The organism is Marinobacterium sp. xm-d-530 (genome assembly GCF_013283365.1).
Lineage (GTDB): Bacteria > Pseudomonadota > Gammaproteobacteria > Pseudomonadales > Balneatricaceae > Marinobacterium_E.
In genome coordinates, this window is record NZ_WBYM01000002.1 from 275,125 (window position 1) to 300,024 (window position 24,900).

Sequence of the window (24,900 nt, forward strand, 5' to 3'; positions counted from 1 at the left end):
GTTTGGAGTGTAATTGAATTGCGGTTGACAGGCTGAAGCCAGTCACCAATGCATTATTCTAGCTACGGAGCTGCCGTGACTGAATAGCGGATGACAGGCTAAAGCCTGTCACCGAGGCATTATCCTAACTACGGAGCTGCCGTGACTGGATAGCGGCTGACAGGCTGAAGCCAGTCACCAATGTATTATTTTCGCTACGGAGTGACGGTGACTGGCTTCAGCCTGTCATCCACCCTTACAGCGATTTCCAGAAAACAAAAAACCCGCCAAGGCGGGTTTTTTTTGAGCTTCAACCTAATCTTAGGTTGCGCGTGAGATCAGCATGTTACGGATCTTACCAATCGCTTTGGTTGGGTTAAGACCTTTAGGACATACGTTCACACAGTTCATGATGCCGTGGCAGCGGAATACGCTGAATGGATCATCTAGCTCTGCAAGACGCTCGTTAGTCGCTGTATCGCGGCTGTCCGCTAGGAAACGGTAAGCCTGTAGAAGGCCTGATGGGCCGACAAACTTATCTGGGTTCCACCAGAACGACGGACAAGAGGTTGAACAACAAGCACAGAGGATACACTCGTATAGACCATCTAGCTCTGCACGCTCTTCAGGAGTCTGCAGGCGCTCGATCGCTGGAGCCGGAGTATCGTTGATCAAGAATGGTTTGATCTTCTCGTACTGCTTGTAGAACTGACCCATATCGACAACCAAGTCACGGATAACCGGAAGACCTGGAAGTGGACGAAGAACCAGCTTGTCGTTCTTAACCACTTCAGAAAGAGGGGTAATACACGCAAGACCATTCTTACCGTTCATGTTCAAACCGTCAGAGCCACATACGCCCTCACGACAAGAACGACGGAATGTCATTGATGTATCTTTCTCTTTGAGAAGGTGTAGAAGATCCAACACCATGATGTCCTTGCCACCAGGGATATCGATCTGGATATCCTGCATGTAGGGAGCATCATCAATCTCAGGGTTGTAACGATAAACACTTACTAGCATCGTAACGACTCCTTAATATGTACGAACTTTAGGTGGGAACGCTTCCATGGTCTTCGGAGCGAAGTTCACGGCACGTTTGCCCAGCGTTTTCGTTTGTGGGTAGTAAACTGAGTGACACAACCAGTTTTCATCATCACGCTCAGTAAAGTCGTTACGAGCATGCGCACCACGAGACTCTTTACGCTCGTATGCAGCAATGGCAGTTGCCTCAGCCACTTCCATTAAATTCTCAAGCTCAAGCGCTTCAAGACGTGCAGTGTTGAATGACCCAGTCTTATCTTCAAGATATACGTTCGCTACACGCTCACGGATTGCCTTAAGCTTAGTCAAACCTTCCTGCATCGCATCGCCGTCGCGGAATACACCGAAGTAGAGCTGCATGCACTGCTGAAGATCTTTACGAATATCCGCAACCTTCTCACCGCCAGTCGAGTTATTTAGACGGTTTAGACGAGCCATTGCTGCCTCGATCTCTTCTTCAGTAGCGTCTTTAACTTCGTAGCCTTCGCGCATCTGCTGTTCGATCTGAAGACCTGCAGCACGACCGAAGACAACCAAGTCTAGTAGTGAGTTACCACCTAGACGGTTAGCACCGTGTACCGATACACAAGCAACCTCACCACAAGCGAATAGACCTTCAACGATCTTATCTTCACCTGATTCAGGATCTGGGTTAATCACCTGACCACCGATGTTAGTGGTCACACCACCCATCATGTAGTGACAGGTTGGCACCACTGGAATTGGCTCTTTCACAGGATCAGCTGCTGCGAATGTCATTGAAAGCTCACAGATACCTGGTAGACGTGAGTGAAGAACCTCTTCACCTAGGTGATCAAGCTTCAAGTAGACGTGATCGCCGTCTGGACCACAGCCACGGCCTTCAAGGATCTCTAGGATCATTGAGCGCGCAACAACGTCACGACCGGCAAGGTCTTTCGCATTAGGAGCGTAACGCTCCATGAAGCGCTCGCCGTCTTTATTAACTAGGTAGCCACCTTCACCACGACAACCTTCAGTTACCAGCGTACCTGCACCCGCAATACCGGTTGGGTGGAACTGCCACATCTCCATGTCTTGCGCAGCAATGCCGGCACGAAGTGCCATACCCATGCCGTCACCAGTGTTGATCAAAGCGTTGGTAGTCGATGCGTAGATACGACCTGCACCGCCAGTAGCCAATACAGTCGCTTTCGCTTTAATGTAAACGGTTTCACCTGTTTCGATACAGATCGCAATACAACCGACAACCGCGCCGTCTGCATTTTTAACAAGATCGACTGCAAACCACTCGTTTAGGAAAGTTGTACCTGACTTCATGTTTGCTTGGTATAGCGTGTGAAGCAGTGCGTGACCTGTACGGTCTGCCGCAGCACAAGTACGAGCAGCCTGACCACCTTCACCGAAGTTCTTAGATTGACCACCAAATGGACGCTGGTAGATACGACCTGTCTCTGTGCGAGAGAAAGGAAGACCCATGTGGTCAAGTTCGAATACCGCACGTGGACCTACAGAACACATGTATTCGATCGCGTCTTGGTCACCGATGTAGTCAGAACCTTTAACGGTATCGTACATGTGCCAGCGCCAATCGTCGTTTGGATCCGCACTCGCGATTGCACAAGTAATACCACCCTGTGCTGATACTGTGTGTGAACGTGTTGGGAACACTTTTGTAACACACGCAGTGTTTAAACCTGACTGTGCAAGTTGAAGGGCTGCGCGCATACCTGCACCGCCACCGCCGACAACAATTGCATCAAATGTAAGCGTACGTAGCTTAGACATCTATTAAACCCCCCAAAGAATCTGAATACCCCACACCACGTAAACAAACGCGAGCAGGCCACAGGCAGATTGGAATACGAAACGAATGCCAGTTGGTTTAATGTAGTCGGTAGAAATTGACCACATACCGATCCAAGCATGCGCAACCAATGAAAGCAGTGTTAACAGTGTGAAGATACGCATTGCAGTACCTTCAAACAGTGCTGACCACTGGTTGTAATCTAGTTCAGGGTTAAGCAGCATGTAGCCGATCATGAAGATCGTGTAAGCTGCAAGGACAACCGCAGTTACGCGCTGCATCATCCAATCGTAAAGGCCGCTACGGCCAAAGCTTGTTACCGAAGTTACCATACCCAAACTCCTGCTAGCACAATGGAGATAGCTGAAATCGCAAGCGTTGCTTTCGCAGCCGCATTGCCAGATTCAATCTCTTCACAGTAACCCGCATCCATAACAAGGTGCTTGATACCTGCGAAGAAGTGGTACAGAAGTGCAGACAACAGACCCCAAGCAATGAACTTGGCAATGAATGATTCTGTTAGAAGTGCAGCTGCTGCATCAAAACCCTCTTGAGACTCAAGAGAAAGGCTCAGTGCGTACATCATGAAAATGGTACCGACAAATAGAATCAGACCAGTGACACGGTGCAGAATTGAAGTCACAGCCGGTAGAGGCTGCTTAATGGTTCTCAAATCGAGATTTACAGGTCGTTTTTTGTTCACGGCTCTAGTTCACACTTATGTGCCCTCTCCGGGGCCTCGTTTACTAGTAAGTACCTGATTCGGTAGTGACAGAGTCAACTACTCAGGACGACGATTAAAACTGCACGTTTATGACAAATATTCATATGAATATTCACATATTGCAGCGCGCAATTTTCGGAGGCTGATTATAACAATTGATAGGCTTTTGACAATCAATCTAAGGCCCTATTAGCCAATGGTTTAATAGGGCCATGTACAGTTCCGACGCGATTCATACGCCAGAGCGCATAAATTCGACTTATAGCTTTTTGTCCTTACTTTATAGCTTTTGCACTGCAACAATTGACGATTGACAATCACTTTGGGCTCACTATAGTGATCAGGCCTTAAAGAGTTCTGAGCCAACCTCAGAAGACCTCTAAGATGCTTAAATACCCATATTAAGCAGTAACGGAAATAGATAGGAGCCAACCATGGCTGATAAGAAAGCTCGTCTCGTAGTAGACGGTGTAGATAAAGAGATCGAACTGCCGGTTTATCACGGCACAGAAGGTCCAGATGTTGTTGACGTTCGCCCACTAACAGGTGAAGGCCTGTTTACTTACGACCCAGGTTTTGTATCAACAGCCTCTTGTGAATCAAAAATCACATACATTGACGGCGCTAATGGTGTTCTTCTTCACCGCGGTTACCCAATCGAAGAACTGGCCGAGCACTCAGACTACTTAGAAGTGTGCTACCTCCTTCTAAATGGTGAACTCCCTACTCCAGAGCAGAAAGCTAAATTTGACTACACTGTGAACCAACACACTATGGTTCATGAGCAGCTTCGCTCTTTCTACAACGGTTTCCGCCGTGACGCTCACCCTATGGCGATCATGTGTGGTGTCGTAGGTGCGCTATCAGCTTTCTACCACGACTCACTGGATATCAATGACCCTCATCACCGTGAAGTCTGCGCTTACCGCCTGATCGCTAAAATGCCAACGCTGGCTGCGATGTGTTACAAATTCTCAATCGGTCAGCCATTCATCTACCCACGTAATGACCTTGGCTACGCTGATAACTTCCTACGCATGATGTTTGCGACACCTTGTGAGGATTACAAAATCAACCCTGTGCTATCTCGCGCAATGGATAAGATCTTCACGCTTCACGCAGACCATGAACAGAACGCTTCAACATCGACTGTTCGTCTTGCTGGTTCATCAGGTGCTAACCCGTTTGCCTGTATCGCAGCGGGCATCGCGGCACTTTGGGGCCCAGCACACGGTGGTGCAAACGAAGCAGTACTGAAGATGCTTGCTGAGATCGGTTCTGTTGAGAACATCCCTGCGTTCATCGAGAAAGCAAAAGATCCAAACGATCCATTCCGTCTAATGGGCTTCGGTCACCGCGTATACCGCAACTTTGACCCACGCTCGCGCGTTATGAAACAGACCTGTGATGAAGTATTGGCTGAACTGGGCATCACGGATGATCCAATGCTAGATATCGCTAAAGAGCTTGAGCGCATCGCGCTAGAAGATGAATACTTCGTTAGCCGTAAACTCTACCCTAACGTTGACTTCTACTCAGGCATCATCCTGAAAGCTATCGGTATCCCTACCTCTATGTTTACCGTTATTTTCGCTCTGTCACGCACGATTGGATGGATCTCACACTGGAACGAGTTCCACTCAAGCCCGAACAAGATCGGTCGTCCACGCCAGCTTTACACTGGTGCGCCTAAGCGCAAGCACCCACGTGCTTAATCGCTAATAGCGCCCCATAAAAAAACCCCGCTGTAGCGGGGTTTTTTATTGTCTAGCACAAGACAGTTATTAGTGCTGTGTACGCATCAACGGTGAGCTGAACACCTGCTGGATAGCACGATGATTAACAACCTGCGCAGCTACTTTAGACGCTTTTTTCTGAGCCTGAAAAACAAGCGCTGCCAATTCAGAGCGACGAATCTGTTTTGCATTCCACTCAACCAGAGCGATCTTTTCTGACTCGCTTAGGTCGTTGCTGTCTAGAAGTTCTAGAAGTGTTTTTTGATCAAGGATCTGTGACATGAGGTCATCCTCCACTGTTTAATTAAGTTAGCGCTAATATATTCGACCAAGGTATTAGTCAGCAAGAGAGGCTTTTTCACAGAATAGGTGAGTTTAGTTCAACATATGTAGCGTAATTCGAAAGTGGTGTCAGACCATAGGTCAGACACCGGCATGCCGAACCAACTACGAAGCTAAGGGTCTGACCTTCGGTCTGACCCTACTTTTCAATTACGTAACGTGCTTTGGAGTTAAACCAAACAGCGGATGACAGGCTAAAGCCTGTCACCGGTACGCAGACTTAGCTACGGAGTCGCAGTGACTGGCTTTCAGCCTGTCATCTGCTTTCGGCAACAGCAAAAACAAAAAAGCGAGCCTGAGGCTCGCTTTTCATTCACAAGGTAAATTCAATTACCCAGCAATCATTCCATTCTCACGCATGATGCCTTCGATCTCTGGCAAGCTGGCTGGATCATCGATGGTTGATGGTACTGTGTACTCTTGGCCATCAGCGATCTGACGCAGTAGCTTACGTAGGATTTTGCCTGAACGAGTTTTAGGCAGACGTTTAACCACTGCCGTGCGCTTGTAACAGGCGATTGGGCCAATCTCTTTACGAATGTTAGCAACCAATTCCGCTGAAAGTTGCTCGTCTGAAATATCAGCACCATCTTTCAGAATGACAAGACCAACAGGCTCCTGACCTTTTAGCTGCTCAGAGATACCGATCACGGCACACTCTGCAACGGCTGGGTGCGCAGCTACGATCTCTTCCATCTCACCCGTCGATAGACGGTGACCGGCAACGTTAATTACATCATCGGTACGACCCATGATGAAGACATAGCCATCTTCATCTTTATAACCACCGTCACCTGAGGTATAGAAACCTTCAACATCTGACAGGTAACCCGACTTGAAGCGATCGAAGTCACCCCAAACCGTTGGCAGACAACTTGGTGGTAGTGGCAGCTTGATAGCTATAGAACCCTGCTGACCTGCTGGCAATTCATTACCCGCTTCGTCAACAATCTGCACATTAAAGCCTGGGCTTGGCAGCGTTGCTGAACCGGCTTTTGGTGGCATTGGCTCGACACCCATCAAGTTGCCACAGATCGCCCAACCGGTCTCTGTCTGCCACCAGTGATCAATAACGGGTTTACCGGTTTTCTCAACAGTCCAATCATAGGTTGGTGGATCTAGACGCTCACCCGCCATGAAGATGGTTTGCAGTTCAGACAGGTCGTACTTAGCCACTTCCTGAGCTTCAGGATCTTCTTTTTTAATTGCACGGAAAGCGGTTGGTGCAGCAAATAGAATCTTAGCTTTGTACTCTTCACAGACACGCCAGAAAGCGCCAGCGTCCGGAGTGCGAACCGGCTTGCCTTCGTAGACAATCGTACTACAGCCAGCCAGAAGTGGTCCGTAAACAATGTAGGAGTGACCAACAACCCAACCTACATCCGAAGCGGCCCAGTAAACATCACCCGCTTTCACGTTGTAGATCGCTTTCATTGAGTAGTTCAGTGCGGTCGCATGACCACCATTATCACGAACGACACCCTTAGGTTTGCCCGTAGTACCTGAGGTGTAAAGAATGTATAGAGGATCTGTACCTTTAACCGCCACTGGCTCTGCTGGCGTCGCGTTAGCCATCTCTTCAGCCCAGTCACAATCACGTGGAGCCGTTAGCTCGGCCGTCACCTCTTCACGCTGGAAGACAATAACAGACTCCGGCTTATGCTCAGACAGGTTAATCCCTTCATCTACCATCGGCTTGTAAGGAAGTACCTTGGCAACTTCGACACCGCAAGAAGCCGTCACAATCGCCTTAGGTTGTGCATCATCGATACGTACAGCAAGCTCGTTAGGCGCAAAGCCACCAAATACAACTGAGTGGATAGCACCTAAGCGTGCAACCGCCAGCATAGCAACCACGGCTTCAGGGATCATTGGCATGTAGATAACGACACGATCGCCCTTCTCGACCCCTTTAGATTTCAAAACACCCGCAAAGCGTGACACCTGATCTTTCAGTTCAGAGTAGGTCACAGTGCGTTTAGTGTTGGTTACTGGTGAATCATAAAGTAGAGCTGCTTGGTCACCGCGACCCTGTTCGACATGATAGTCAACAGCCATGTAAGAGGTGTTCATCTCACCATCAGCAAACCAACGGTCAATACCGTTCTCATCTTTCGAAAGAATCGTTTGTGGTGCTTTGAACCATGGCAGATCAGCCGCTTTTTCAGCCCAAAACGCTTCTGGTTGCTCGATCGACTTCGTGTATTCGCTAAGGTAAGACATACTCATTCCTCATTAACTGACGAGATGTGATTATTTTTAGACGCTCGATATGAGCACTTTTCTAAAATAAGATTGTCGACACTTTACCGGAAAAGATTGGGGATTTATTTACGACTTATGGCGATATTGTCGACAATCCTATCCATCCTTATAACCAGATAAATGGATTTAAGGCACTTTTATCGCCAGCATGTAGTTCTACTACAGCCCTATTTGGGTTGGATTTGTTCGAAAGCATAGGCTACTCTGCGTCCACATTTTGAAAAGTTACATACCCTTTTACCAATGCACACCCCATCCATAGAGTTAAGTCACGTCACTCTGATAAGAGAAGGACGCACCATCTTCGATGATCTGACGCTGTCACTTAATGAGTCACGCATTGGTATTATCGGGTTTAATGGCAGTGGCAAAAGCAGCCTGATTCGCCTGCTTAACGGTTTACTTACCGCCGACAGCGGCACCATCAGCATCAACGGCAAAGACCCATCGAAAGGGCCTGCCGCCATGTCGACTGAAGTCGGTTTTGTATTTCAAAATCCAGATCACCAACTGATCTTCCCTACCGTGCTTGAGGAGTTGATCTTTGGTCTGCAGAACCAGGGCAAGGACAAGTCAGAGTCAGAAGCCGAAGCACTCGCACTATTAAAAGAGCACGATCGACTGGATTGGAAAGATCTTCCGGTCCACAGCCTCTCTGAAGGACAAAAGCAGTTGATCTGTATTTTCTCGGTACTCCTATTGAAGCCTAAAGTTATTGTCTTCGATGAACCCTTCTCTGCACTTGATCTACCCACTCGATATCAGCTTCAGAAAGTGATCAGCACTCTGTCCCAGCAGGTCATTATGATCAGTCACGAGCTAGACGGTTTTGACGGGTTTGATCGACTGGTATGGCTAGGTGATCAAGGGGTCGTAAAAGACGGTCCCACTGAAGAGGTGATCACTGACTATAAACAGCATGCTGTTAAGACCGCTGAGTCATGATGAGTCTCTACCTTGCACAAATATCCTGGCTGCACCGTCTACCTGCCGGGTTAAAGCTCTTCTGTTTAGCCATCGCCACGGTGCTGCTCTACCCAGTAAAAGAGGTAGGAATCATCTCTTTAGCCGTTGCTGTTACGTTGGGGATCTACGCCAGCTTGGGCAGATCTGGCTTGGCGCAATTGAAACTATTGAAACCGCTGTTCTGGATGATGCTGGCAATCTTTGCCTTACAGTATTGGACCATGGGGCTTGCCGAGGCTTGGATACTACTGGGTCGCATGTTGGTACTAATCTTACTGGCCAATGCCATCAGCATGACTACGCGAATGGATGAGATGAACGCGGTTTTTCAATTTTTGCTAACGCCACTTCGATGGCTGGGTGTTCAGACCCAACGAATCGCGTTTGCACTCTCTTTACTGATACGGTTTGTTCCTGTGTTGGTCTCGTTTATGCATGCTCTGTTAGCGGCATGGCGAGCACGAGGTGGACAGCGTCGCTATTGGCAAATTATAGCCCCATTAGTGGTACAGGCACTTAGAATGTCTGACCAGGTGGCTGAAGCGGTCGCCGCTCGTGGCGGTATACCAAAAATTAAAAACTAGAGAGCCATTTCGGCTTCAAGCAACTCAAAAGGAGTCACTGTGAGTGAAATAACGAAAGACAAACAGGTTGTTCAAATTGCAATCTTCGCAGCGCTGCTAGCTGCATTGGGCTTTATCCCACCGATCCCATTTGCGACGGGTGTTCCCATCTCAGCTCAATCGCTGGGCGTTATGCTAGCGGGCACGATCTTGGGCGCACGTAACGGTGCTCTATCGATGATTCTGTTCCTAGTCGTCGTGGCTCTGGGTGCTAACCTCTTGGCCGGTGGTCGTGGCGGTCTTGGCGTCTTTGCAGGCCCTACTGCTGGTTTCCTGTTCGCCTTCCCATTTGCTGCGTTCACAGCAGGCCTTCTGACACGCTCACTGTCAGGTAAATTCTCCCTCACCATTGCAGCAGGCATTGGTGCTCTGGTTGGCGGCATTGTCGTGATGTACCTCTTTGGTATTGCTGGATTCAAACTGGTCACTGGACGTACATGGCTTGAGTCACTGATGATCATGTGGGTCTACATTCCAGGTGACGCAGTGAAGGTCGTTCTTGCAGCGGTCGTAACAGGTGCAGTCGCTCGAGCGCTTCCGGGCACTTACGCCAACAAGTAACACCAACATTGAACACAAAAAAACCCGCTACTTGGCGGGTTTTTTTTACTTCTAGAAACGACTTACATTGAAGCAGGCTGAACAGGAATCGCTTTTTTCACACCGGTCAACTTGTTACGAGCGCGGATCTCTTCATCGGAGACTCCGTCTACCTCATCAAACTTAGCGCCTTCGAAATAGCAGAGCGTTGGTTGGAAGCCATCCAGTTCTGAACTATCTAGCTGGACGTAAGCGGCAATAATAAGCAGGTCGCCCTTGTTCGCTTTATGAGCCGCAGCACCGTTCACAGAGATTACACCGCTGCCACGCTCAGCACTGATAACGTAGGTCGAAAAACGTTCGCCGTTATTGATGTTATAGATCTCAATTTTCTCATACTCATGAATACCTGAAGCATCTAGAAGGTCCTGATCAATGGCGCAAGAGCCTTCGTAGTGCAGTTCAGCATGAGTGGCTGTCACGCGGTGCAGCTTCGCTTTTAAGAAAGTTTGTAGCATATCTATAACCCATGAATTGGTTGGGGATTCTATCCCTGAGTCGAACGAGGTCGCGATTTTACTCTTATCATCTAAATTTTGCACCTGCGTAATCGTTCTAACAATATTCAACGTCAATTCAGGTTAAACATGAGCTGATTTCAGTCAAAGATGAAATGCAATCAAAACCATTCCAATCAACTTGTTATAGAATATGCGCCTCAAAATTCGTTTAGATAAAAGGCGTGACAGCGTGCGTGACTATTCTGCAACCGATCAACTACTAAAACAGCTACTCAAAGAGCGCATCCTCATTCTGGATGGTGGCATGGGTACGATGATCCAAGGGTACAAGCTAGAAGAAGCCGACTACCGCGGTGAACGCTTTGCAGATTGGCACTGTGACGTCAAAGGTAACAATGATCTATTGGTGTTAACACAGCCCAAGATTATCGAAGATATTCACTACGAGTACCTCAAAGCGGGCGCCGACATTATTGAAACCAACTCATTCAACGCGACCACCATCGCGATGGCCGACTATGAGATGGAATCGATCAACCACGAGATCAATGTCGAAGCGGCTAAAGTGGCACGTCGTGCTGCAGATCGTATGACGGCCGAGACACCAGACCGCCCTCGTTTTGTTGCAGGTGTACTTGGCCCGACCAACCGCACCGCTACCATTTCACCCGATGTAAACGATCCCGGTTTTCGTAACATCACCTTTGATCAACTGGTTGAAGCGTACACCGAGTCGCTTGATGGTTTGATCACCGGTGGTGCAGACCTGATTCTGATCGAAACCATCTTCGATACCTTGAACGCTAAAGCGGCCGTTTTTGCCTGTGAGCAGTACTTTGACGATCACAATCTAAGACTCCCATTGATGATCAGTGGCACCATCACTGACGCTTCAGGCCGCACGCTCTCTGGCCAAACGACCGAGGCGTTCTGGAACTCTCTTCGTCACGCTAAACCACTCACCATCGGTTTGAACTGTGCCCTAGGCCCTAAAGAGTTACGCCAGTACGTTGAGGAGCTCTCTCGTATAGCGGATACCTATGTCTCTGTTCACCCTAACGCGGGTCTACCCAACGCCTTTGGTGAATATGACGAATCTCCTGAAGAGATGCTGAGCGAAATTGCCGAATGGGTCGACTCTGGCTTCGTCAATGTGGTGGGTGGCTGTTGTGGCACAACCCCAGATCATATACGCGTCATTCGCGAAGGGATCATCTCTAAAGCGCCACGTCAGATTCCAGATCTACCGATAGAGTGTCGCCTAGCCGGCCTAGAGCCTCTAAACATTGGAGCTGAGACTCTGTTCGTTAACGTCGGTGAACGGACCAACGTCACCGGCTCTGCTCGTTTCCGCCGACTCATTAAAGAGGGTGACTACGAGACAGCACTAGAGGTCGCTCGTCAGCAGGTAGATAACGGTGCACAGATCATCGACATCAATATGGATGAGGGGATGCTGGATGCCGAAGCGGCCATGATTCGCTTCCTCAATCTGATTGCATCCGAGCCAGATATCTCACGTGTGCCGATCATGCTCGACTCCTCTAAATGGGAGATCATCGAAGAGGGTCTAAAACGCATACAAGGTAAAGGCGTTGTTAACTCCATCTCACTCAAAGAGGGTGAAGAGAAGTTCATAGCTCAAGCCAAGCTGATTCGTCGCTACGGTGCTGCGGTGGTCGTGATGGCCTTTGATGAAGTGGGTCAAGCCGACACCTATGAGCGCAAGATTGAGATCTGTGAGCGCTCTTATCGCGTGCTGGTCGATACCGTAGGTTTCCCACCAGAAGATATCATTTTTGATCCGAACATCTTTGCCATTGCTACCGGCATCGAAGAGCACGACAACTACGCAGTCGACTTTATTGAGGCGACTGGTTGGATCAAAAAGAACCTACCGCACGCTATGATCTCGGGCGGTGTCTCCAACGTCTCGTTCTCGTTCCGTGGTAACGACAAGGTCCGCGAAGCGATCCACTGTGTATTCCTCTACCACGCCATCAAACAGGGCATGGACATGGGTATCGTCAATGCGGGTCAGTTGGCGATCTATGACGACCTACCTGAAGCGCTGCGTGAGCATGTTGAAGATATCGTACTTAACCGTCGCGAAGACGGTACCGAGCGAATGCTCGAGCACGCTGAACAGTATCGAGGTGATGCGGCCACTCAAGCGAACGGGGCTGATTTGGCATGGCGTGAACTGCCTGTCCAAGAGCGCCTATCGCACGCCCTAGTCAAAGGCATTGCCGATTACATCGATGAAGATACCGAAGAGTGTCGTCACCTGTACGATCGTCCACTGCACGTCATCGAAGGTCCATTAATGGATGGTATGGGCGTTGTAGGTGATCTGTTTGGCGCCGGTAAGATGTTCCTGCCTCAGGTGGTGAAATCGGCCCGCGTTATGAAGAAAGCGGTTGCCTATCTGATGCCTTACATTGAGGCGGAGAAAGATGGCAGCGAGTCGAGTTCAGCCGGCAAAGTGATCATGGCGACCGTAAAAGGTGACGTGCACGACATCGGTAAGAATATCGTTGGGGTGGTACTGCAGTGTAACAACTTTGAGATCATCGACCTCGGTGTCATGGTCCCTGCAGAGACCATTCTGAAAACAGCCCGCGAAGAGAACGCCGATATTATAGGTCTGTCTGGACTGATCACACCGTCACTGGATGAGATGGTGCATGTTGCTAAAGAGATGCAGCGCCAAGGCTTTGACATACCGCTGTTGATCGGTGGCGCAACCACGTCAAAAGCACACACTGCAGTTAAGATTGAACCTAGCTACCAGAACAACCAAGTGGTGCACGTAACCAACGCATCACGTTCGGTCGGTGTTGCCTCTGCCCTACTCTCGAAAGAGCGTAAAGAGCAGTTCATTGCCGACACTCGTGAAGAGTACCAGGCGGTTCGTGAGCGTCACCTGGCCCGTCAAAATGAGCAGCGTCGCGTCAACATCGATGCGGCTCGTGCGAATGCAGAACCGGTAAACTGGGAAGGCTACCTACCGCCAGTACCCAACAAACCTGGCATCCACACCCTCAATAATATTCCACTGGAATCACTGCTTGAGTTCATTGACTGGACACCCTTCTTCCAATCTTGGGAGCTGGCCGGCAAATACCCTCGCATCCTGACCGATGAGATTGTTGGCGAACAGGCAACTAAACTGTTTGAAGATGCCAAATCGATGCTAAATAAGATTGTTTCGGAAAAACTGTTAGAGGCACGCGCTGTCGTTGGGCTATTCCCAGCTAACCGCGTCGGTGATGACATCGAACTCTACAAGGACGAGAGTCGGACTGAGCTATTAACGACGGTTCACCACTTACGTCAGCAGACGCAAAAGATTGAAGGTCGATACAACCACTGTCTGTCGGACTACATTACGAGTAAAGAGAGTGGTACACCGGACTATCTAGGCGCCTTTGCCGTCACGGCGGGCATTGGTGTTGACGAGATGGTGGCCGAGTTCGAAAAAGACCATGACGACTACCAGTCGATTATGGTTAAAGCCCTCGCTGACCGTCTTGCCGAAGCGCTTGCCGAGAAACTCCACGCAGATGTCCGCAGGGATTATTGGGGCTATGCTTCTGAAGAGTCTCTCGATAACGAAGCGTTGATTCGCGAAGAGTATGTTGGCATTCGCCCAGCACCTGGCTACCCAGCCTGCCCTGACCACACCGAAAAAGGGTTACTGTGGGAGCTTCTGGATGTCGAGCAGCAGGTCGGCATGACGCTGACTGATAGCTTTGCCATGCTACCCACCGCCGCTGTCAGCGGATGGTACTTCAGCCACCCTGAGGCGAAGTACTTTGGTGTTGCCAAGATCAGCGAAGACCAGGTAGAGGACTACGCTCATCGTAAAGGGATGGAGTTGTCAGAAGCTGAGCGCTGGTTGGCACCGAATCTAGGGTATGAGCCGGAGTCGTTGTAAAAGCACGTGATTTGAATGCGGTGACAGGCTGAAGGCCTGTCACCCGTACCTTGATCGGCACCATTATGATTATTCGCGGTTTTTCGCTTCGCTCAAATTCGCTCCTACAACACTGCCTTGTAGATAATCTGCTACAAAACCCGAGTGTAGGATCGAATCCCCCGAAGGGGAAACCGCGAACCTAAGGCCTCTCAACGTTGTGATGAACTTACACCAAAGTGCCCGTGACTGGCTTTAGCCTGTCATCGGCATCACCAGCGTTTTCCAGAACCTCTGCGAACACCAGACAGCGGATGACAGGCTAAAGCCAGTCACCCGGTCTTAGCAAAACCTCTGGATAAACCACGCCAAACCACCTTATAACTTTCCCGACTTAACTTGATCCAAATCGACCTAGCACTCCTACACCTTAAGTCTTAGTCCCGCTCTGTAAAATAACTACACACCCCAGTATAATGCGCGCTGCGAAACTATCACCGCAGATTCCGAAGGAAATAAATTGAGGTCACAAACTTCAATTTGATGGAATCCTACCGTTAACATTTGGGGACTAGAATGGCTAAAAAACCAAGTACCATCGTCTACACACTCACTGACGAAGCACCAGCACTTGCGACAGCATCACTACTACCGATCGTACGTAAGTTTGCTAAAACCGCAGACATTAATGTTGAACTCTGCGACATCTCACTAGCAGGACGTATCCTCTCCTCTTTCCCCGAGTACCTTAACGATCAACAGAAGGTTGAAGACGGTCTAGCACAACTAGGTAACATGACCTCTGATCCAAACCTTAACCTGATCAAACTACCAAACATCTCAGCCTCTGTACCTCAGTTGAAAGCTGCAATTGCTGAACTTCAGGGCCAGGGCTACCACGTACCTGAATTCCCAGATGAGCCACGTAACGACAAAGAGATCGAGATCCGTGATCGTTACTCTAAGATTCTAGGTTCCGCTGTTAACCCTGTACTACGTCAGGGTAACTCAGACCGTCGTGCTCCAGCGGCTGTTAAAGCCTTTGCACGCAAGCACCCACACAGCATGGGTCAATGGAGCAAAGCATCACGAACACACGCTGACTACATGAACGGCGGCGACTTCTTCTCAAGCGAACAGTCTGTAACGATGGAGAAGGACACTAAGGTCCGTATCGAGTTCATCTGTGGCGATGGCAACATCAATGTTAAGAAAGAGCTAGACCTTCAGAAAGGCGAAGTACTTGACGGCATGTTCATGAGCGCTAAAGCGCTACGCAACTTCTTCGAAGAGACACTTCAAGACTGTAAAGAGTCTGGTGTTATGTGGTCACTGCACGTGAAAGCGACCATGATGAAAGTCTCTCACCCAATCGTTTTCGGTCACGCAGTGACTGTCTTCTACAAAGAGGTATGGGACAAGTGGGGCGAGCTGTTTGAAGAGCTAGGTGTTAACCCTAACAACGGTATGGGTAACATTCTTGATAAGCTTGAAACACTGCCTAACTCTAAGCGTGAAGAGATCCTAGAAGATATCCACGCAGCAGCACTGCACCGCCCAGAAATGGCGATGGTTGATTCCGTTAAAGGCATCACTAACCTTCACGTACCTTCAGACGTTATCGTCGACGCCTCTATGCCTGCGATGATCCGTAACTCAGGTAAGATGTGGGGCCCTGACGGCAAGACTAAAGACACTAAAGCGGTCATGCCTGAATCGACTTACGCTCGTATCTACCAGGAGATGATCAACTTCTGTAAGACTCACGGTGCATTCGATCCAACGACTATGGGTACCGTTCCAAACGTCGGTCTAATGGCGATGAAAGCGGAAGAGTACGGTTCGCACGATAAGACCTTCGAAATGGAAGAGGATGGCATCATGCGCGTCGTTGCTGAAGACGGCACTGTATTGATGGGCCACAAAGTTGAGAAAGGTGATATCTGGCGTGCGTGTCAGACCAAAGATGCTGCGATCCGTGACTGGGTTAAATTGGCTGTGACTCGTTCACGTCAATCAGACACTCCTGCGATCTTCTGGCTAGACGCTGAACGTGCCCACGACCGTGAACTTCGTAAGAAGGTAGAACTCTACCTACAAGAACACGACACTGAAGGTCTAGATCTTCGCATCATGTCTTACGTACGCGCGATGCGCTCTACTTGTGAGCGTCTAATCCGTGGCATGGATACCATCTCTGTTACCGGTAACGTACTTCGTGACTACCTAACCGACCTATTCCCAATCATGGAGCTAGGCACTTCTGCTAAGATGCTATCGGTTGTTCCAATGCTTGCGGGCGGCGGTATGTACGAAACAGGCGCTGGTGGTTCTGCACCTAAGCACGTACAGCAGGTTGTCGAAGAGAACCACCTACGTTGGGACTCTTTAGGTGAATTCCTTGCAATCGGTGTCTCACTAGAAGAGCTAGGCATCAAAGAGAACAAACCACGTGCTAAAGTTCTTGCAGCAGCACTCGATCGTGCAACTGAAACACTACTTGAGCGTGGTAAGTCACCCTCTCGTCGTACTGGTGAACTGGACAACCGCGGAAGCCACTTCTACCTAGGCCTTTACTGGGCACAGGAACTTGCACAGCAGGAAGAAGATAAAGAGCTAGCAGCAACCTTCGCTAAAGTTGCTGAAGATCTAAGCGCTAACGAAGCGAAAATCCTAGAAGAGCTAGCAGCCGTTCAAGGCAACCCAGCGGATCTTCAGGGTTACTACCATGCACCGCTAGACGTTGTAACTAAGGTTATGCGCCCAAGTGAGACTCTAAACAGCATCATCGATGCCTAAGGGTTAGCGTGAATAAAAAAACCGCGGCTTGCCGCGGTTTTTTTGTTGGAGCGATCTTGAAAAGGTCGCGAAAAAAGATCGCCTCATCTTCGATAAGGCTCCAACGTACTGGTGACAGGCTTTAGCCTGTCATCCGCTTTTAAATTACGTGCAGAGCTTGGCAGTAAACTAAAAGAGCGGGTGACAGGCTAAAGCCAGTCACCGGCAATCTGCCCAAACTAGGCTTTCGCTTTCAACGTCATCACCCCACCCAACACAATCAACCCCATACCGGCAATCGTTAAGGTTGCTAGAGTCTCATCCCACAACAACCAACCGACCAGACTGGCTATGATGACTGAGCTGTAGGTGAATGGCCCAAGATAACCAGCGGGGGCGCTATGGTATGCCTTAGTCATTGAGAGTTGCGCCAAGGTCGATAGCGCAGCGATTCCAATAACACCCGCTAACTCAAACCAGCCCAGTGCCACCCACCCCTGCAGTGCAAAGGGTGCACTGAATAGTGACGCAAATAGCGAGAAGTAGAAGACCACCCTGCGAGAGGGTTCTGTATCTTTCATTTTACGCACGAAAATTTTTGCTTGAGCCCCCAGCACAGCACCAGCAAGGCCTATCAATACTGCCAGTTGCAAACCGGCATTGGCCGGATTAAGGACTAGTGCTACCCCAACAAACCCGATCGGTAGGGACCAAAAAAGAATGGGGTGGATCTTCTCTTTCAAGAACCAGAGCGCCAGCAGAGGCATGAACAGCGGTGCCGTCTGTTTTAATAGGGCTGCCGTACCCAGAGGAAGATGGGTCCAGCCATAGTAGAGACAGGACATAGCAGAGACACCAACCAGAGCCCTACCCAAATGAAGGTTGATGCGTGAGGTTTTCAGCGAGATCCCCTTCGCACCCAACACCAGTGGTAGCATAATGAGTAGACCAAAGGCGTTTCGTAAGAAGACCAACTGTGCAACCGAGAGCGCCTCAGCAACGGTTCGAATTAACACACCGGTAGCCACCAAGACAGCTTCTGCAAAAATAACTAACAGAACTCCTTTTAAGAGCTGGTTCGGCCCCTGCTCACTCACAACGAGAATCGCTGGTAGTCGTCAGAGAGAGTCTCTGCCGTTTTAGCGCTGGTCACAATCGCTTCATAGCCCTCTTCAGGGTTTGATAGATACTGATTAACGACGCGCTCAATATCACCTAAGGTGACAGCTAACACTCTTGAGCGATACTCCATGCGTTGTTCCGGTGTACGGCCAAAGAGCGCATTCAGGTGAGTCGCTTTAGCTTCGCCAGCCGGTGAACCCGGTTTATCGATCGAACTGATCACACCCAAGATTGCCTCTTCCAACTTTTCAGAATCCGCACCACCGTCAAGCAACCAAGCCACTGATTGATCGAAATGGTTGATCGTCTCGATGCTGTTTGGATCACGGTAGCTGTAGAAACGGAATAGCCCGTCACCACTGTCTTGGCTAGCACCCGAACCGTAAGCACCACCCTGCTCTCGAATGGCACGATGCAGGTAACCGTTGCGGAGAATCTCACCAGCAACGGTCAACGCGGCGGCATCTGGATGCGCAACAGTAACGGTCCTGAAGACCTTGGCACAGAAGTTTACCTGTGTATTAACAATCCAAGCCTGCTGCTTCACTGGCGCTTCAGCCGATACTTGGAAAGGCTTATCGACCGAACCAGAGGATAGACGCGCGAACTCTTTTTCAAACTGGCGCAGACAGCTCTCTTTATGCTCTGAATCAGCCACTAACAGCGCTTTAGGGCTAGAGGCCATTATTGCTTGGTGAATGCCTCTAAGCTCTTCAGCCAGGGCGTTCAACTGGCTTTCATCACTGGATTGATCAGCCAACTCACGGGCCAATTTAATCGATGGCAAACCTCTAGAGGCGTGTGAGAAACCGGCCCCAGGTGCTAGACCTGCACTGGCGGCCAAAATCGCTAACGAGTGACCCTGCCCAGTAACAGACTGCTCTTTTCGAGACGCGTTCTGGTTTAGCAACTCAGCAATACGAGCCGTCTCATTAAAAGGTGCTGAAACCAACATATCGGCCATCAACTCAGAGAGTGCCGCTTGATTAACAACCAACCCTTTGCCGGATAAGATCAGGATAGCGCGCAGTTGTGTCGCATCATCGGTCGCCGCTCGCGCATTGATAGAAGCTGAGATTCCACCACTGATGGCACTCTCCAATGCCTGGTGCTCTTTGTAGGTTCGGCCAGCACTACCCAATTCCGTTAGACACTGAGTGTAGAGTGGTAGAAGGGTCTGCTGCCTTGCCGTTAGTTCTGGCAGATCAAACAGCAGCTGTTGGTAGACGATGCCATTGGTGCCGGCTGTAAACCAAGTAGTGGAATCATTGACCTGATCACCTACCGGGAAGTGACATTCAACAGGAACATCCTCTAAAGTCACTTTTGGCAGCAGTGAAGGGTCATCGGCTTGGGTTTGACGCTCTTCGAGCTGTTTAGCGAGCGCATCGATCGACTCTAACGCTTCACGACTCAAACTCTGTTTGTATTGGGCCAGACGATCCGCCTCAGCCTGATCTTTACGCTGACTCAATTCGGTATCAGGCCTTAGAGTGAGTAGCACACGGTGCGGGTTATCGAGCAACCAAGTTTTTACTAGATTCGGAATGAACTGAGGGTCTTTAATCTCCTCTCGTAGTTGATCCAGAACAGAGTCAATATTGAGGCTCGCAATGGCATCACCACGGTGAATCGCATTTGATAGGGAGGCTAGGATTAGCGACATACCAAAGGGGTAGTGATCACCAGTAATTTCTCGTTGTTGAAGCTCCAACTGGTGCAGTTGGGCGGCCACAACGGATGGATCAACACCCTGATCAACCACCTCTTGCAGCGTATCCAACACCAGCTGCTCAAACTGCGCCGCTCGCTCAGGCTCACTCCCCTCGATACCACAGAGGAATGACATTTCGCGATTAGAGTCCTCGATACCACAAAGCGGTGAAGGTGCAGCTCCTAAATCTGTTGACTCTAGAGCGGCTCGCAGGGGTGAACTGGAATTATCCAACAGAACGCGTGACAGAAGTTGCCCCTCAAGTTCTGCCTTAAGATCGATCGAAGGCTTGGTCAACCAACCGAGGACATGATGGGTCTTCCCCTCTGTCTCACCCTGATCCAGTGGGTAGGCCTCTTCCACCTTGATCGGGGCAAAGTAACGCTTCTCATCGGCCACACTCAATTCAGCATCGAGTCGTTCAAAACGATTAAACGCCTGCTCTTCAAAGCGACGCTGTAATTCGTCAACGGGAATATCACCAAAGGTCATGACAATGGCATTACTTGGGTGATAGTGGGTCTCATGAAAGGCTTTTAACTGATCGTAGGTCAGATCCGGAATATCCGCAGGTTCACCACCCGAGTTGTAGTGGTAGGTCGTCGTTGGAAACAGGTATTTAGATACCGTTTGCCACAGCACCGATGTGGTTGAGCTCATGGCCCCCTTCATCTCGTTGAATACGACTCCTTTAAAGAGCAGGTCCGACTCTGGATTACCCGCTTCCGCTAGCTCTACACGGTGTCCCTCTTGCGCAAAATCTAATGGGTCGAGACGCGGGAAAAATGCAGCATCAAGATAGACATCCAAGAGATTGAAAAAGTCTTTACGGTTCTGGCTGGCAAAGGGGTACGCAGTCCAATCGCTGCTGGTAAACGCGTTCATGAAGGTATTCAATGATCGACGCGTCATCATGAAGAAGGGGTCACGAACGGGAAAACGCTCACTACCACAAAGCGCTGTATGTTCGAGGATATGAGCCACCCCGGTTGAATCTTCAGGCATGGTTCTGAAGGCCACTAAAAAGACGTTTTCATCATAGTCAGTTGCAAGGTGGAAGTGCTTAGCCCCTGTCGCCTTGTGCTCATACTCACTCATCTCGATACCGAGCGAGTTGATCATTTCTGAACGGATAAATTGAAAACTCTCGTGTGCTTGTGCCAAACCGAACAACCCTTTAATAAAAATTTATTGCAGAATTGTACCGGCATTGAATCATTTAAGCATCCACTTCGAACCATTCGATATTACTTAAAAGCCCCATATTTACTGGGGGTTAAGGTTAAAAATCATAACTAAAAACTTGAAATCTTGAGTAAAATGCTCAACATTATAGAGAGCTATAAAACTAAAGCGTTCAGGTTGAAATAAACCGAACCAAACCAGCAACGAGAAGAGGACATTATGGCCACTTACGACAGTATCAACACACAAGCACAGGGTGCCGTACGCGATACCAATAAAATGATTCGCAACACATACATGTTGCTTGCGATGACCATGGTATTCAGTACCGTCACTGCCGTTATCTCTATGGCGATCAACCCACCGTTTATCGTCTACCTAGGAAGCATCATTGTCAGCTTCATTATGCTTTTTGTCATCAACAAGAAGCAGAATACAGCCGCTGCACTCCCACTGACCTTCCTTTTCACAGGTCTAATGGGTTTTGGTCTAGGCCCTATCCTTAACTCCTACCTAGCACTTCCTAATGGCGGTCAAATTGTAGCGACGGCTCTGGGTATGACTGCAGTAACCTTCTTCGGTCTAACAGGCTACGTCATGTCTAGCCGCCGTGACTTTAGCTTCATGGGTGGATTCCTAGCTGCAGGCTCTATCGTACTGATCGTAGCAATGCTTGCGATGTTCATCCTGCCTCTGTTCGGTGTGGATGTATCAGGCATGCAGCTTGCTTTCTCTGCTGCGGTTGTTTTCCTAATGGCAGGCTTCCTTCTGTACGATACAAGCAACATCATCAACGGTACCTACACCAACTACATCATGGCGACGGTGGGTCTCTACCTAAACGTCTACAACTTGTTTGTTCACCTACTGAGCCTAGTGGGTGCGTTTAACGACGACTAATTTGTTGTTTTAGTTTCTTTAAAAATCCCCGCAATTGCGGGGATTTTTTGTTGGAGCTATATAGAAGATGTGGCGATCTTTTCGGTGACTGGCCTTCAGCCTGTCAACCGATGGTAGACTTTACTGCCAATCTGGAAAACACCGATAAAGCAGATGACAGGCTGAAGCCAGTCACTGGTGCTTTTAGATAAACTCTAATGGATACCAATCGCGGCCTTTTCAAGACCGCTCCAACAGTGCCAAATTCGAATCTCGTGCCAGTCGTCCACGTCCGATCGAGAGTGAGTACGATGGTTTTTCACGGTTAAGAGTTCAATCGGCTGAGGCCCGGATGGCCGAAGTCTGCAACGGAGGCAGGAGCCGACTTTGCAGTGTCCTATTGGACTTCAGTGAAAAAGCATTGAACGGAGCGTGCCGCAGGCCGAGTGAGCGTGGTCAGTTTTTGGGTACTTTTTGCTGACCAAAAAGTGCCAATGGCCAGCCTTTAGGCTGGGTATTCGCTTTTGATCTTCAATAACAAAACACCCACAAAGATGTGCCTATCAAAAATAAGTTGTTAGAATTCTCTCCATGAAATACACCCTCATCATTCAATCCGCGCCGATCGATCATCAGAGCAGCTATACCGCTTTGCGCTTTGCTCGTGCGCTTTTGAAGGCGGGTCATAGCATTGAGCGCCTATTTTTTTATGGTGCTGGGGTTCACAATGCGACCAGTCACAGTGTTGCTCCGCAAGATGAGTTAAACCTGCCTGAGCAGTGGCAGCAGTTTGTTACTCAACACTCACTGGATGCTGTTGTCTGCATTGCGGCGGCGGTACGGCGTGGGGTTATTAACTCAGCGGAGAGTAGCCGCTACAGCAAGACGGGTGACAATTTAGCGGACGGCTATGATCTATCGGGTCTGGGGCAGCTAGTCGCCAGTGCGGTGGAATCTGACCGTGTCGTTACCTTTGGGGCTGGTTCATGAAACAGTTTCTTGTGATCACCTCTTCAGCACCTTATGGAAGCGCTCAAGCCCGAGAGGCAACTGACCTTGCACTGGCTGCCGCTCTGTTTGATCAGAAGGTCTCTCTTCTGTTTCAGGGTGATGGCGTGTTCCAACTGCTACCGGATCAAAACCCAGCAGTGATAGAGCAGAAAAACCTTTCCGCCATGCAGCAGGCGCTTCCGCTCTACGATGTAGAGGATCTGTTCTATTGTGCTGACTCTTTAAAGGAGCGAGGCATTACTCAAGACAAGCTTGCTCTGCCGGCAAAAGCGTTGAGTCGTTCTGAGATCGCACTACTCATTCGCCAACAGGATCATATTTTCCATGTCTAGCTCCAACGACAAGATCAGAGGCACTCTCTACATCGTCAATACACCGCCTAACAGCCCCAACAAGCTTCATGCATGCCTTGAGCTACTGCAGGCTGATGATCATCTACTTCTTATCGAAAATGGCGTCTACTGGGCTTCTGAAGGCTTAAGCCGTTCATTACAAGAACTACCCTGCCCCGCGACGGTTTTAGAGTGCGATTGCCAGGCTCGTGGGGTCGTTAGTTCATTACCGACCTGTAGCGATGGTGGGTTTGTCGATCTGACGATTCAGTATCCGCGCTCTGTGAGTTGGTTCTAATGAGTGATCTGCTGGTTAACGGTGTTAGCTACCCATTGGATGCCGAAGGGTACCTAGAAAATTTAACTCAGTGGAATGTTGAGCTGGCTGAGTCCTTTGCAGAGAGCATTGATCTAGAGCTTACAGAAGCTCACTGGGAATTGATTGACCTGATGCGTCAGTTCTATCAAGAGTTTGAACTATCCCCTGCGATGCGTCCGTTCATCAAATACACCACACTGCATCTGGGGGCTGATAAAGGGAAAAGTATCTACCTAATGCAGCTCTTTCCTGGCGAGGGTAGCCCGGTTAAACGTATTGCCCTGATTGCAGGACTGCCTAAACCGGACAACTGTCTGTAGGTTATCTAAACCGCTTTTTTGAACAGGCGGTGGAAGTTAGCCGCTGAACGTTCAGCCACCTCTTCTACTCTTAGCCCTTTAAGATCAGCAACGCACTGTGCGACTTCTGCGACGTAACCTGGTTGGTTCGGTTTACCGCGATAAGGTACAGGCGCTAGATAGGGTGAATCGGTCTCAATGAGGAACTTATCCAATGGAACCGCTTTAACGACCTCGCGAAGATCTGCGGCGTTCTTAAAGGTGATAATGCCTGAGAAAGAGATCATAAAGCCGAGCTCAATTGAGCGCATCGCCATCTCCATCGTCTCTGTAAAACAGTGCATCACCCCAGCAGTCTTTGGATCCGCATGCTCCTGCATCACCTCAAGCGTCTCTTCTCTCGCTTCACGTGTGTGAATGATGACGGGGAGATCCAACTCACTTCCCAGCTTTAAGTGGTTAGCAAAACTCTCTACCTGCTGCTCTTTGGTATCCGTCTTATAGAAGAAATCGAGTCCAGTCTCACCTAAGGCAACGACACGCTGATTAGCCGCAACCGCTTGGCGAATCTGAGCTTCATCCCAAGGACTCTCTTCGACGTGGCATGGGTGAATGCCAACCGAAGCGTAGACATCAGACTGTCCCTCTATCGCCTCCAACATCGCAGGGTAGAGATTCATATCGATACCGACACAGAGCATTTTAGATACACCGCGTTGACGCGCATCATTAAGCAGCTCAGTCAGTGAATCGTTATGTTTGGAGAGATCTAAACGGTCTAAGTGACAATGAGAATCGATGAACATGATTGTA

The 24,900-nt window shown here is 49.3% G+C and carries 21 protein-coding genes; 11 read left to right on the forward strand and 10 right to left on the reverse strand.

From position 1 onward, the window contains the following. Positions 1-300 precede the first annotated feature (300 nt). The 4 genes from XMD530_RS04630 to sdhC are packed head-to-tail and all read right to left on the reverse strand — an operon-like array spanning position 301 to position 3,515. Positions 301-1,005, reverse strand: a complete 705-nt coding sequence (locus tag XMD530_RS04630; RefSeq protein WP_173481575.1) for a succinate dehydrogenase iron-sulfur subunit — start codon at positions 1,003-1,005, stop codon at positions 301-303. Between the two features lie 12 nt (positions 1,006-1,017). After that, a complete protein-coding gene (gene sdhA, locus XMD530_RS04635) occupies positions 1,018-2,793 on the reverse strand; it encodes a succinate dehydrogenase flavoprotein subunit (RefSeq protein WP_173481576.1) in 1,776 nt (591 codons plus the stop codon). A gap of 3 nt (positions 2,794-2,796) precedes the next feature. Continuing rightward, positions 2,797-3,144 (reverse strand): succinate dehydrogenase, hydrophobic membrane anchor protein, encoded by a 348-nt coding sequence (gene sdhD / locus XMD530_RS04640; RefSeq protein ID WP_173481577.1) that lies wholly within the window; start codon positions 3,142-3,144, stop codon positions 2,797-2,799. Beyond that, a complete protein-coding gene (gene sdhC / locus XMD530_RS04645; protein ID WP_173481578.1) occupies positions 3,138-3,515 on the reverse strand; it encodes a succinate dehydrogenase, cytochrome b556 subunit in 378 nt (125 codons plus the stop codon). Before sdhC ends, sdhD begins: the two co-directional genes overlap by 7 nt. A 455-nt stretch (positions 3,516-3,970) precedes the next feature. Here sdhC and gltA point away from each other — a divergent pair, with 455 nt between their 5' ends. Continuing rightward, positions 3,971-5,251, forward strand: a complete 1,281-nt coding sequence (gltA, locus tag XMD530_RS04650; RefSeq protein WP_173481579.1) for a citrate synthase — start codon at positions 3,971-3,973, stop codon at positions 5,249-5,251. 69 nt (positions 5,252-5,320) lie between these two features. Here the strand turns inward: gltA and XMD530_RS04655 are convergent, their stop codons facing one another. After that, entirely contained in the window at positions 5,321-5,554 is a 234-nt protein-coding gene (locus XMD530_RS04655) for a hypothetical protein (protein WP_173506820.1), read from the reverse strand. 390 nt (positions 5,555-5,944) lie between these two features. Further along, positions 5,945-7,837 carry a propionyl-CoA synthetase gene (locus XMD530_RS04660; protein ID WP_173484291.1) on the reverse strand — a complete coding sequence of 631 codons (1,893 nt, stop codon included), beginning with the start codon at positions 7,835-7,837 and terminating at the stop codon, positions 5,945-5,947. 285 nt (positions 7,838-8,122) lie between these two features. On the opposite strand from XMD530_RS04660, the gene XMD530_RS04665 reads away from it, so the two are divergent. The 3 genes from XMD530_RS04665 to XMD530_RS04675 are packed head-to-tail and all read left to right on the forward strand — an operon-like array spanning position 8,123 to position 10,029. Next, complete coding sequence (locus tag XMD530_RS04665) at positions 8,123-8,824, forward strand: energy-coupling factor ABC transporter ATP-binding protein (RefSeq protein WP_173506821.1); 702 nt, start codon at positions 8,123-8,125, stop codon at positions 8,822-8,824. Then, positions 8,821-9,429 carry an energy-coupling factor transporter transmembrane protein EcfT gene (locus XMD530_RS04670; RefSeq protein WP_173484292.1) on the forward strand — a complete coding sequence of 203 codons (609 nt, stop codon included), beginning with the start codon at positions 8,821-8,823 and terminating at the stop codon, positions 9,427-9,429. The genes XMD530_RS04665 and XMD530_RS04670 overlap by 4 nt, the downstream gene beginning before the upstream one ends. A gap of 39 nt (positions 9,430-9,468) precedes the next feature. Further along, a complete protein-coding gene (locus XMD530_RS04675; RefSeq protein WP_371731723.1) occupies positions 9,469-10,029 on the forward strand; it encodes a biotin transporter BioY in 561 nt (186 codons plus the stop codon). Between the two features lie 62 nt (positions 10,030-10,091). On the opposite strand, the gene panD is transcribed toward XMD530_RS04675, so the two are convergent. After that, the gene (panD, locus tag XMD530_RS04680; RefSeq protein WP_173481584.1) at positions 10,092-10,526 is read right to left on the reverse strand and encodes an aspartate 1-decarboxylase; all 435 of its coding nucleotides are present in this window, start codon (positions 10,524-10,526) and stop codon (positions 10,092-10,094) included. 232 nt (positions 10,527-10,758) lie between these two features. Here panD and metH point away from each other — a divergent pair, with 232 nt between their 5' ends. Beyond that, entirely contained in the window at positions 10,759-14,469 is a 3,711-nt protein-coding gene (gene metH / locus XMD530_RS04685) for a methionine synthase (protein ID WP_371731444.1), read from the forward strand. A 555-nt stretch (positions 14,470-15,024) separates the two neighbouring features. After that, positions 15,025-17,247, forward strand: coding sequence for an NADP-dependent isocitrate dehydrogenase (locus XMD530_RS04690; RefSeq protein ID WP_173506822.1), 2,223 nt, complete (start codon positions 15,025-15,027; stop codon positions 17,245-17,247). Between the two features lie 218 nt (positions 17,248-17,465). Here the strand turns inward: XMD530_RS04690 and XMD530_RS04695 are convergent, their stop codons facing one another. Together XMD530_RS04695 and XMD530_RS04700 are read right to left on the reverse strand one after the other, a co-directional pair. Continuing rightward, complete coding sequence (locus XMD530_RS04695) at positions 17,466-18,323, reverse strand: DMT family transporter (RefSeq protein WP_173506823.1); 858 nt, start codon at positions 18,321-18,323, stop codon at positions 17,466-17,468. Further along, positions 18,320-21,226 carry an insulinase family protein gene (locus XMD530_RS04700; RefSeq protein ID WP_371731724.1) on the reverse strand — a complete coding sequence of 969 codons (2,907 nt, stop codon included), beginning with the start codon at positions 21,224-21,226 and terminating at the stop codon, positions 18,320-18,322. The genes XMD530_RS04695 and XMD530_RS04700 overlap by 4 nt, the downstream gene beginning before the upstream one ends. A 240-nt stretch (positions 21,227-21,466) precedes the next feature. Between XMD530_RS04700 and XMD530_RS04705 the strand changes: the two genes are divergently transcribed. From XMD530_RS04705 to XMD530_RS04725, 5 genes are all read left to right on the forward strand, one after another. Then, positions 21,467-22,147, forward strand: a complete 681-nt coding sequence (locus XMD530_RS04705; RefSeq protein WP_173481588.1) for a Bax inhibitor-1/YccA family protein — start codon at positions 21,467-21,469, stop codon at positions 22,145-22,147. Positions 22,148-22,717: 570 nt separating this feature from the next. Then, entirely contained in the window at positions 22,718-23,116 is a 399-nt protein-coding gene (gene tusD, locus XMD530_RS04710) for a sulfurtransferase complex subunit TusD (RefSeq protein ID WP_173495395.1), read from the forward strand. Continuing rightward, positions 23,113-23,469 carry a sulfurtransferase complex subunit TusC gene (gene tusC / locus XMD530_RS04715; protein ID WP_173506824.1) on the forward strand — a complete coding sequence of 119 codons (357 nt, stop codon included), beginning with the start codon at positions 23,113-23,115 and terminating at the stop codon, positions 23,467-23,469. Before tusD ends, tusC begins: the two co-directional genes overlap by 4 nt. Continuing rightward, entirely contained in the window at positions 23,462-23,767 is a 306-nt protein-coding gene (gene tusB / locus XMD530_RS04720; protein WP_173506825.1) for a sulfurtransferase complex subunit TusB, read from the forward strand. Before tusC ends, tusB begins: the two co-directional genes overlap by 8 nt. Beyond that, entirely contained in the window at positions 23,767-24,108 is a 342-nt protein-coding gene (locus tag XMD530_RS04725) for a TusE/DsrC/DsvC family sulfur relay protein (RefSeq protein ID WP_173481592.1), read from the forward strand. The genes tusB and XMD530_RS04725 overlap by 1 nt, the downstream gene beginning before the upstream one ends. A gap of 5 nt (positions 24,109-24,113) precedes the next feature. Here XMD530_RS04725 and XMD530_RS04730 read toward each other — a convergent pair whose 3' ends face one another. Then, on the reverse strand, positions 24,114-24,893 hold the full coding sequence (locus XMD530_RS04730; protein WP_173483195.1) for a TatD family hydrolase: 780 nt from the start codon (positions 24,891-24,893) through the stop codon (positions 24,114-24,116). Positions 24,894-24,900: the final 7 nt, after the last annotated feature.